This is a genomic window from Paenisporosarcina sp. P4_E4_2 (assembly GCF_056401595.1).
Genome location: NZ_JBFUJC010000080.1, coordinates 1 through 10,684, shown reverse-complemented (window position 1 = coordinate 10,684; position 10,684 = coordinate 1). Strand labels below are relative to the sequence as shown.

Sequence of the window (10,684 nt, the reverse complement as noted above, 5' to 3'; positions counted from 1 at the left end):
CACATTGCTTGCCGCTTATCTTATTATGGGCATTGGTTTTTATTTATTATAATATCCAAATAACCGAACGAAAAAAGCTTTTGACTTTAATCAGTCAAAAGCTTTTTTTGTACCATCATTTCCACATGGGTATTAATTTCACAAATCGATTTGAATTGCTGACCCGTATYGCGGTTAATGGATTGAAGAATATCCACTTCCAGATAGGATGTTCGTTTTGCATTTTTCCCCATCCTCATTGTAGAATCAAAAAAACTAGCTGCAATAATCCTTTGATACCTATTTAAACTATTCGCATGAGATAAAGGAAGTGGAAAATCAGTTTTATGTCCAGGTTCAGATTGGTATATATCTGTTTTCATTCCATGGCTCCTCTATGCTAATTGATGGTACATTATTTTATATACCCATTTTTCAAGGTGATAAGTCATATGCATCAAAATCTGCAACATAAAAGGAGAATATTTAAAATGAAACATAAATTATTTTACCAAGATGCTTACTGCCAAAAAGGAAAATCAATTGTAGTGAGTCAGATGAAAGACGAATCCGATAGATGGTACGTCACGTTAGAAGAAACACTCTTTTATCCAACTGGTGGAGGACAGCCCCACGACACAGGTGCCATAAATGAAGTTGAAGTCATTGATGTGGAGGAAGTTGACGGTGAAATCCGACATTACATATCAGAACCATTRCTCGAAGTGGGGGACGCGGTTGAATTTGAAATTGATTGGAACCGTCGATTTGATTTCATGCAACAGCATACGGGACAACATATATTGACAGCTGCCTTTGTTGAATTGTTTGGCATACAAACGACCAGTTTTCATTTAGGGAAAGAACTGGTTACGATTGATTTGGATGTGAAGAATGTATCAGACGAGCAATTGCTGGAAGTGGAGAAACGTGCAAATCAAATCATATTAGATAACCGGCCAATCGAAACGAAGTGGGTCACAAAAGACGAATTGTCAGATTACCCACTTCGAAAGCAAGTAACAGTTGAAGAGGACATTCGTTTGGTGATTATTGCAGATTTCGATTACAACGGTTGCGGAGGAACGCATCCATCATCCACTGCTCAAATCGGTTCGCTAAAGATTCTTGATAAGGAAATGCAAAAAGGAAATGTACGAGTGCATTTTGTTTGTGGAGGAAGAGTGCTGAATCAACTTCACCGTAAACAAAAGACTTTGCAAGAAGTGACACACCTGTTGAGCGCATCTCAAGAAGGGTTGTCACAGACAGTAAAAGTACTACTCGAGAATGGGAAGAGGAATGAGAAACTGATCGATGAATCTCGTGAGCAATTACTGAGCTATGAAGTGAAGGAGTTACTTGCGGATAATGTCAGCAACGATTCCATTGAACGTATTTTTAAACAACGCCCAATTCAGGATTTGCAAAAACTGGCTCGTCTTCTTGTAGTTGAAGTACCTGCCTTTCGGGTCATCTTTATTGCGGAAAATGAAGGTTTGCTACAGGTCGTTCTTGCCCGCGGACTTGAGAACGATACAAATATGAAGCAATTGTCTGCAMAGATTTTGCCGATTATCAACGGTAAGGGTGGCGGCTCAGAAAGCTTTGCTCAAGGTGGAGGGACGACCGAGCTTACTGGACAAGAATACTTGTCGCAAATTCATCAATACCTCATATAAGTGTTGCTCAAAAACCGGATCTAATAGGAGTGACACCACTTGAAACAGCTATTGCTCACTTAAAAGGTGAAGAAGTTGAAGAATCCATTCCAGTTGAATTGGAACTGGTAAAATTAAGCTTGCTGGTTAGTGCCAGGTGCCGACATGTGGAGAGGGGCAGTGAATTTCCCGTGACATATAAGGTACCTGGCTTCTTTTGTATGTGTTTCTCCAAGTTGACTTGCTGATGAGACGTGTTTGATTGATAAATGTGTTAGTTTGAGCGATAAAACTAGATTTTGAGTGATAAATCTCCAGTTTGATCGATAAATGGTCCAATCTGAGCGATAAATCTTTACAACTATGTAACTACCATCTCTGTGTCGAGTTAACTTGTTTAATGAGACGATTAATGCAAGGCAAACAATGAGACTAGTCATTGAAAAGTAGAATGTGCGTTCGGTAGATGCTATACTTTTTTTACATAAGGCTAAAAAGAAAGGTGGGGGTTTTGTGAAACCGGTTATTGTTGCAGAAAAGCCGAGTCAGGCGAAGGCATATGCAGATGCTTTCAAAGTGAATAAGCAGGAAGGCTTTTTTGATGTACAACCATGCGAGGCTTTCCCGCAAGGCGCCTATATTACATGGGGAATCGGGCATCTGGTCGAACTGCGCGATCCAAAGTCCCATAATCCTAAATGGACGAAGTGGTCTCTTCAGACATTACCTATTTTGCCTGATGAATTTCAATTTCAAATTGCTAAAGGCAAGGCAAAACAGTTTGGAATCATTAAGAAATTGATTTATGAGACTGATACGGTAATCAATGCATGTGATGTTGATCGTGAGGGGTCCAATATTTTTTATAGTATCTTTGATTACACGCGTGCCCGCAACAAGATAATTAAACGCTTATGGATTAATTCTCTTGAAGTGGATGAAGTACGTAAAGGATTTATGCAGTTGCAGGACAACCGCAAGGATTTGCTTATGTATGAAGAAGCGAAGGCGCGTCAAATGAGTGATTGGCTTGTTGGGATGAATGGTTCTCGTCTTTACACGTTGCTCATTCAACAAAAAGGAATTCGTGAAGTGTTTTCTATAGGGCGAGTCCAATCACCTACAGTTTACCTGATTTACCAACGCGCCCTTGAAATTGAACGATTTGTTTCTGAATCCTTTTTTGAATTGGAAGGAACGTTCAAAGCTGAACATGGTTCTTATAAAGGAAAAGCGAAAGGCAAAATGAAGCGCATTGAAGAAGCTCAACATTTATTAAACAAACATCGAATAGACGGCTTGCTTCCAGGCACTGTGAAGCAACTGAAAACGGAAGATAAAAAGATTCTTCCCCCTAAACTTCATGCATTGTCCACCATTCAGGCAACAGCCAATCGCAAATGGAAATATAGTCCTGCAAGAGTGCTATCGACGATGCAGAGTCTGTACGAAAAGAAACTTGTCAGCTATCCGAGAACAGATACTCAGCACATTACACCAAATGAATTTTCGTATCTTGTTAATCAAGTTGAAGCTTACCAACAGCTTATTCAGCATCCTTTCCAAGTTGCTTCAAGGAATCCAAGTAAACGGTATGTCGACAGTTCAAAAGTGCAGGAACACTATGCAATCGTTCCAACGAAAAAAATTCCGAGCGACAAACAATTGGCTGGTTTGTCTCGTGAGGAACGAAATTTGTATGAAGAAGTGTTAAGTACCACACTCGCGATGTTCCATTCAGATTACTTATACAAAGAAACAACGGTGACAACGGATGTAAATGGCCTGGACTTTTTCTCGAGCGGCAAAACGGAAATCGATAAAGGTTGGAAAGCATTGTTTTCGAATGAAAAAGAACCGTCTTCAGCAAAAGAGCCCAATTTACCGAGGCTGTCACTGCACGAACAAGTGAAAAGTAAAGTGGCAATTAAAGAAGGTCAAACTACACCACCAAAGCCATACACGGAAGGCCAGCTCATTGCTATGATGAAAACCTGTGGGAAGTTTGTGGAAGATGCTGTGGATACTGAAATTCTTAAAGAAGTGGAAGGGCTCGGAACGGAAGCAACGCGGAGCGGAATAATTGAAACGATTAAACGACATGGGTATATTGAAGTTAAGCGAAATATCGTTTCCATTACTGAAAAAGGACGTGTCCTTTGCGAAGCGATTGAAGGAAATTTACTTGCAAGTCCCGTCATGACCGCAAAATGGGAAGCCTATTTAAAGAAAATCGGAACGGGTAATGGCTCATCCGAATTGTTTTTAGGCAGTATAGCTAAATATTTGAATCAATTGATTCATGATGTGCCGACGCAGCTGAGCGATAAGACTTTTCACATGACGACGGAAACGTTTGTCAGTAGAAAAGAAGTTGCGACTTGCCCGACCTGTAAAAAAGGAACCATTATTTCAAGGAAGAATTTTTATGGTTGCTCTGGCTATAAAGAGGGCTGTAAACAAACGTTTCCGGCCATGTTCCTAAAGAAACGGTTGTCCGTCAAACACATTGAAGATTTATGTGTGAAAGGGAAAACAGACCTAATTAAAGGGTTTGTTTCAAAAACGGGCAAAAACTTCAATGCCAAGCTGACATTCACTAATGGTCAATTAAAACTGGATTTTAACTAGGAGGATGACACAATGAACGAAAAAAATTATCAATCGTTAATCGACGATCGTATATTTATTGGTGGGGTTAACGACGTACCACACGCGATTGAAGACGAAAAAATCGACGTGGTATACGATTTGCGTGCGGAAGTTGCGGCTTCATCAAGTGAAATCAGCAAACATCAGCCAATTGTGGATGATGGGGAATTCCAAGATGAATCGATTCGGACTGGTGTCAAACAAATTGTTCAGGATTACCAGGATGGCAAGAAAATCTTCTTCCATTGCAATACCGGTCCCGGTAGAGCAGGAACTATGGCTGTGGCTACGTTGATGGAACTCCGTTTAGCTGATTCAATTGAAGAAGCTGAAGCGAAAGTGAAAATGATTCGTTCTGAAGTGAACGTAAAACCTCAATTCAAAGAGGCTTTAACTCGTATTTATGGAAAATAAATAAAATTGTCATTCCAAAGCAACCTTGAGGAGGATCAAGGTTGCTTTTTTTTATCTATATGAAGAAAGCTGTGGATACTGAAGAACGAACGAAAGGGTACAAGGAAATTGGTTTTCGTCCGTTCAACTATACTTTTTGTCCACTCACCTACCGTATTTGTTCATTCGCCTGGAGAAAGACATCAGTTCCGATGAAAGAAAGCTGTTGATATTGAAAAAAACGAAAGGTTACATTTGCTCCTAGCATATCGCAGGAAAGAATAGGGTCAAAGGTAGTTTGACCCTATTCTTTGTGACGAGTAACCGCAGGAGCAACACTTTCGAAGCTTGAGACCAACAAGTATGTGGTTTTCATACTTGTTGGCTCATTCGGATAACACAGATGACACGATAAGCTACAACTTTGTTTTTTTGATGTAAATGAAGAAAATTAATTGGAATAGTATGAGCCACTTTTAAGCAAACTAAGCAGGAGAAATCAAATAATCTCATTTGATAACAGTTAAAACTAAAATTATTATTATTTGTTCAAGTAGCGGAGTAATATCATGAACAGCAACGATTAATGGGTGAGAAATGTTGTCGTGACATGCATTCTATAGTGGTTTAAAGCCAGGAAGAGGTGAAATTTCATCCATAAAGGTGTATACTTATTATAAGAGAACTTTTAGAAGAGGTGAAGAATGGATAATAATCAAATTCCAAGTGCTGTTAACAAGGACTTTTTGACAAATGAATTAGGGTTAGTACAACATTTAAATACAACCATTTTTAAGAAACGTGACTTTTTTGTATTGTCACCGTCTGTTCAAAATAAGTCTAATGGATTTGATTTAAGAGAAGTTAGTCTAAACAAATACAACCGTGTTGCCCATAATGGGTATTTGTTAATTCGCTACAAAGAACGTTTCTTGATTGCAAAGCTTGCCAATTTCAGAAAGAAAATGATGCGTGAAGAACTGAAAGCTACGAGTACTTCAAAAACGGCTCATTGGAAATTTATTGTAAAGGAAACACCGACATTGCATGTGGTCTGCCAGACTGACAGTGATGAGACATTTCCTTTACAAGAACCGTCAAGCAACCAATTGATTAAATTCTTCCAATAAATAAATGAAAGCATGCGTACACTTAGTGCGCATGCTTTTTTGTGTTTTAAATGATCTTCTATCTTATTTTTGTAATTGAACCGATTCCCGCGCTTAAAAGTTTGAATTATGGGTATAAGTGTATGACAAACATGAAAACGGGAGTTGTTAAGATGGGGCATCATCAAATTGAATTATCAAATCTGACATTGGCATACCAAGACAGTGGTGAGGGTGAAGCAATTGTCCTCCTGCATGGTTTTTGTGGAAGTCATGAATACTGGGACAAGGTGATTCCGGCATTATCCGAAATGAATCGAGTGATTGTGCCCGATTTACCGGGTCACGGAGACTCCACTTTTCCTAAAGGGAACTACGGAATGGAATACATGGCGGATACGTTAGTAGAACTACTGGATCAATTGGAGTTGGAGAAAGTAACATTGTTTGGTCATTCTTTGGGTGGTTACATAACATTGGCATTCGCAGAAAAATATGAAGAACGACTGAATGGTTTTTCGTTGATTCATTCTACTGCGCATCCAGATTCTGAGGAAGCGAAGAAAGGTCGCGATGCATCCATTGAGAAAGTGAAATCGGAAGGAATCCCTGCTTTGATTGAGGGGTTAATTCCTAAATTATTTGCGCCTGAAAACTTGGAGACGCATGCAGAAGATGTAGAAAAAGCAAAAGAAATTGGGAAGGAAACAACTGAAGAAGGCGCAATAGGAATGTTAACAGCAATGAAAAATCGACCAGACCGAAATCATGTCAWCAAAAACAGCAAGTTGCCTGTGCTACTGATTGCTGGGGAGAGGGATCAAGTCATCCCTCCCGAAAAAACCTTCTCTGTTCATAAAGAAATCATTTCTCAAGCTTTGATTAAAGGTGCCGGACACATGAGCATGATGGAAAAACCGGATTTAGTACTATCCGAAATTCAAGATTTCTTAAAATCTTAAGTACCAAAAATGCAATTGACCATTGGTTTGGTCTTTTGCGTTTTTTGTTTTTATTTTCTAAAAATTATTATATTGACCACTTCTGTATTATCCGTTAAATTCAGTACTGTATGTAAATTTTATACAAGAGGGGACAGCAAAATGAGAACACCAAATGTAACATCAGAGAGAGAAACGATATACTTCGTATTGAGTATTATATTCAGTATATTTATTTATATCATTGCGGCCATTTCAATTATCGGAATCGGCATAGCGCTGGGCTTATTAGCCATCGTAATTTATGCAAATATGATTATGCTTGGATCAATCCGAGGGAATGGAATTCGTATTAACCAAAACCAATTCCCGGATGTTTACGAACGGGTAGTGGTTTTATCGCAAGAAATGGGCCTGAAACGTGTACCCGATGTATTTATTGTTCAGTCTGAAGGGGCATTAAACGCATTTGCAACACGCTTTTTAGGTCGTGATATGGTAGTTGTTTATTCAGAAGTTTTCGAACTTGCAAGACAGGGTGGAGCAGCTGAACTTGATTTCATCATTGCCCATGAACTTGCTCATATTAAACGACGCCATGTTTGGAAGAACCTGCTACTGCTTCCTGCAACTTTCATTCCTTTCTTATCACAAGCTTACAGTCGTTCATGTGAATATACATGTGACCGCGAAGCGGCTTTCTATACTCAAAATGGAATTGCTGCAAAACGGGCATTAACGATTCTTGGAGCTGGCAAGGATTTGTATCAAGAAGTAAACGAATCAGCCTATTTAGAGCAAATCAAGAGTGAGTCCAATGTTGCTGTGTGGTTAAGTGAAGTCTTATCTAGTCATCCTCGCTTACCAAAACGCATCCAATCTGTCGGACAGTTTATGCGTGTAGAGGGAACACCCTCATATGAACCGAAACAAGGGAAAATAGTGTTGGGTGCCAGTTTATTATTTGGTGGGATGTTTGGAGTCTATCTGCTGATTGTGTTCTTTTTCTCAGCAGGGGGATTGGTCTATTCAAGCTTCATTCCATCTCTTCTTTCAGAGGATACATTCGATTTGTCAGAGGAAGACTATTATCCTACCGAAGGAGAAACTCCTCTTATGACTGCGGCATACGATGGGGATATTGAAGAAGTAAATGCCTTAATTGATGAAGGTGCCGACCTGGAAGAAACAGATGCTGAGGGATATACTGCTCTCGCATACGCAGGTTTTTTACAGAATAACGATGTCGCACAAGTTCTCTTGGAGTCTGGAGCAGATCCGAATGCTCTAAATGACTATTCGACTGTTTTGATGGATGCTTTATACAACGAGAATTATGAACTTGCATTAATGCTCTATGAGTACGGAGCAGATCCCGAACTTGAAGATCCTTCAGGGGAATCAGCCTTTTCATATCTTGAAGTCGATAATGAAGAAGATTTTTATAGAGTAATTACACAATAGCTTTTAAATTAAAGGCTTTGGTAAACTATCCTGTTGTTTTTCGTCACTAGCCGCATTTACGCATGAGCCAACATTCTTTAATATAGCTAAATAAAAAAAGAGGACGCGACAAAGTCAAGGTTAATGACTTTATCGCGTCCTCTTCATTTTTGTACAGAAAAAAGTTCTAGAAACACTGGAAAGATGAGATTCTGTCTAAATCTGTTCCGTAATAAGTCCATCTACGGCCATTCCAACGCCAACCTGCAACGGATTGTCTGCCAACGAATGTTGGGAAAAACCAGAAAGAACGACCATTTCGTAGCCATATAAACGTAAACCGGAACAAACAGCCCCTAATCGCACCGGGATCTACTGCAAAAGCCGAAACTCCACCTCGAGCACCGGCAGCTTGCTGAGGAACGAAAGATGGTGGTGGACCAGACGGCGGGCCGCCTGAAGGTTGTTGGCCACCTCCTTGACCAGGGAATCCAGGACCTTGCCCGGGGAAACCACCTTGACCTGGAAATCCTCCTTGTCCAGGGAATCCTGGTGGAAATCCAGGACCACGTCCAGGGAAGTTTGGCGAGCCATCACCAGGTGGAAATGGGGGAAATTGATTAACCAAAATGAGTACCTCCTTTAAACTGTATTCGAGTTAGTATATGGCTTTGTCGAAGAAGGGTTTGGGTTCCATTCATACGCCAGTTGCAACAATACAAAAGTGCCAGGCAAAGGTTCTGAGAAAACCGGTGCCTGGCACTTCGTTACTTTTCTATAATACGTACATATATACACACAAAAAGTGACAAAGAGTTCCAAGTAAAATGAAGATGTGGAAAATTTCATGAAAACCGAGGTATTTGGATTTCATGAAACTGGGCTTGGCACCGTAAATGACACCTCCTATTGTGTACATGATTCCACCAACAACGAGCAACCAAAGTCCCTTCGCACTTAAAGTTGCCGTAAGTGGTGAGGCAAGAAAAACAATAATCCAACCCATTCCAATATAAAGAGCAGTGGAAAGCCATCGCGGACAGTTGAACCACACCATTTTAAACAGAATACCTGCGATCGCTAAACCAGTAACGACAGAAAATAAAACAAATCCATTCTTGCCGTTTAGAGCAATTAAGCAGAAAGGAGCGTACGATCCTGCAATCAACAAAAAAATCATGGAGTGATCAAGTCTTCTGAAAAAAGCAATGACATTGTCCTTCGCAATTACCATATGATAAGTGGCGGATGCTGTATACAATAAAACCATGCTGATGCCAAATATGATAACAGCGACAATATGAAGAACAGGCACATCACTTATAGATGCTTTGACAGTCATAGCAATTAACGCAATGACAGATAATACCGCACCTACTAAATGAGATAAACTATTAAAAGGTTCTCGAATATAAGCGTGCATTTAAATACCCCCAATTCAATATGTAGTTATTAATACTATGTTTAAAGATATAACTATATCACCATCTAGTCAATATTTACGCTTGGTCTTTTTTAAGTTACACTGAAACTACTAAATGCAAATGAAAACCGAGGGATACAAGATGGAAAACATACAAGAATTGTTGAGGAAACTTTCTTTAGATAAGAACATTTCACTTCAGGAAATGCCAGATATCGATTTATATATGGATCAAGTCATTCAATTATTTGATCACACTTTTAAAAGTACAAAGCGCAATGAAGAAGAAAAAGTTCTGACAAAWACTATGATCAACAACTATGCGAAAGCGAAGCTGTTCATTCCTATAAAAAATAAAAAATATTCGAAGAAGCACCTCATCTTGATCAGTTTGGTCTATCAATTAAAAGGTGCTCTATCAATCAATGACATTAAGTCAACGCTGGACGGTCTTAATTTCAAACTGACAAATGAAGACTTTGAGCTAGAAAAATTCTATAATAGCTATCTTGCTATTCAGAGTGGGAATGCCTCGGATTTCGAGTCCGAATTCCAAAAAAGAGCAATAGATGTTCACGAAGAAGTGGCCCAAATGAAAGACAGCGAAGCGGAAAAATTGGAGAAAATTCTTCTGATCACCTCACTGGTTAACATCAGCAACTCGTACCGTAGAGCAGCGGAGCTGTTAATTGATGAATTAAAAGAGGAATCACAAAAGGTCACGGGCGATTTAATACCAAAAAAATAAAGAACTTGAATATCATTAACATTCAATCTGTAACAGATAAGGAGTGACACATGTGTTAGAACAAGCAACAAAATACTTACAAACCTTTTTTGGATATGAGTCATTCCGAACCGGACAAGAACAAGTAATCACACAAGTACTGAATGGTGACAATTCAATATGCGTGATGCCGACTGGTGGCGGGAAATCTATCTGCTATCAAATACCAGCACTAGTTTTAGAAGGTACTACAATTGTTGTTTCTCCATTGATTTCATTAATGAAAGACCAGGTGGATACCTTACTGGAAGCGGGCATTCATGCGGCATATATCAATAGTTCATTGAGTCATGAAG

Annotated in this window: 12 protein-coding genes; 9 read left to right on the top strand and 3 right to left on the bottom strand. The window is 39.4% G+C overall.

Annotated elements, in window-relative coordinates; genetic code table 11:
- Positions 1-86 precede the first annotated feature (86 nt).
- Positions 87-362 (bottom strand): hypothetical protein, encoded by a 276-nt coding sequence (locus tag AC1DSB_RS08120; RefSeq protein WP_477586373.1) that lies wholly within the window; start codon positions 360-362, stop codon positions 87-89.
- 69 nt (positions 363-431) lie between these two features.
- Between AC1DSB_RS08120 and AC1DSB_RS08115 the strand changes: the two genes are divergently transcribed.
- The 7 genes from AC1DSB_RS08115 (at position 432) to AC1DSB_RS08085 (ending at position 8,199) form a co-directional block, all read left to right on the top strand.
- A complete protein-coding gene (locus AC1DSB_RS08115) occupies positions 432-1,661 on the top strand; it encodes an alanyl-tRNA editing protein (RefSeq protein ID WP_477586371.1) in 1,230 nt (409 codons plus the stop codon).
- A 492-nt stretch (positions 1,662-2,153) separates the two neighbouring features.
- Positions 2,154-4,271 carry a type IA DNA topoisomerase gene (locus tag AC1DSB_RS08110; protein ID WP_477586369.1) on the top strand — a complete coding sequence of 706 codons (2,118 nt, stop codon included), beginning with the start codon at positions 2,154-2,156 and terminating at the stop codon, positions 4,269-4,271.
- A 12-nt stretch (positions 4,272-4,283) separates the two neighbouring features.
- The gene (locus AC1DSB_RS08105; RefSeq protein ID WP_477531676.1) at positions 4,284-4,706 is read left to right on the top strand and encodes a protein-tyrosine phosphatase family protein; all 423 of its coding nucleotides are present in this window, start codon (positions 4,284-4,286) and stop codon (positions 4,704-4,706) included.
- Positions 4,707-4,747: 41 nt separating this feature from the next.
- Complete coding sequence (locus AC1DSB_RS08100) at positions 4,748-4,915, top strand: hypothetical protein (protein WP_477531675.1); 168 nt, start codon at positions 4,748-4,750, stop codon at positions 4,913-4,915.
- Positions 4,916-5,389: 474 nt separating this feature from the next.
- Complete coding sequence (locus AC1DSB_RS08095; RefSeq protein WP_016428505.1) at positions 5,390-5,815, top strand: hypothetical protein; 426 nt, start codon at positions 5,390-5,392, stop codon at positions 5,813-5,815.
- Positions 5,816-5,967: 152 nt separating this feature from the next.
- Positions 5,968-6,756 carry an alpha/beta fold hydrolase gene (locus AC1DSB_RS08090; RefSeq protein WP_477586374.1) on the top strand — a complete coding sequence of 263 codons (789 nt, stop codon included), beginning with the start codon at positions 5,968-5,970 and terminating at the stop codon, positions 6,754-6,756.
- Between the two features lie 141 nt (positions 6,757-6,897).
- On the top strand, positions 6,898-8,199 hold the full coding sequence (locus AC1DSB_RS08085) for a M48 family metallopeptidase (protein ID WP_477531674.1): 1,302 nt from the start codon (positions 6,898-6,900) through the stop codon (positions 8,197-8,199).
- Positions 8,200-8,365: 166 nt separating this feature from the next.
- Here AC1DSB_RS08085 and AC1DSB_RS08080 read toward each other — a convergent pair whose 3' ends face one another.
- Together AC1DSB_RS08080 and trhA are read right to left on the bottom strand one after the other, a co-directional pair.
- Positions 8,366-8,806 carry a hypothetical protein gene (locus tag AC1DSB_RS08080; protein WP_016428502.1) on the bottom strand — a complete coding sequence of 147 codons (441 nt, stop codon included), beginning with the start codon at positions 8,804-8,806 and terminating at the stop codon, positions 8,366-8,368.
- A 147-nt stretch (positions 8,807-8,953) separates the two neighbouring features.
- Positions 8,954-9,601 (bottom strand): PAQR family membrane homeostasis protein TrhA, encoded by a 648-nt coding sequence (gene trhA, locus AC1DSB_RS08075; protein ID WP_016428501.1) that lies wholly within the window; start codon positions 9,599-9,601, stop codon positions 8,954-8,956.
- A gap of 142 nt (positions 9,602-9,743) precedes the next feature.
- On the opposite strand from trhA, the gene AC1DSB_RS08070 reads away from it, so the two are divergent.
- Both AC1DSB_RS08070 and AC1DSB_RS08065 read left to right on the top strand, forming a co-directional pair.
- Positions 9,744-10,349 (top strand): DUF1836 domain-containing protein, encoded by a 606-nt coding sequence (locus AC1DSB_RS08070; protein WP_477586366.1) that lies wholly within the window; start codon positions 9,744-9,746, stop codon positions 10,347-10,349.
- Between the two features lie 52 nt (positions 10,350-10,401).
- Positions 10,402-10,684, top strand: a 283-nt coding sequence (locus AC1DSB_RS08065) for a DEAD/DEAH box helicase (RefSeq protein ID WP_477586364.1), incomplete at its 3' end; no start/stop codon positions are given.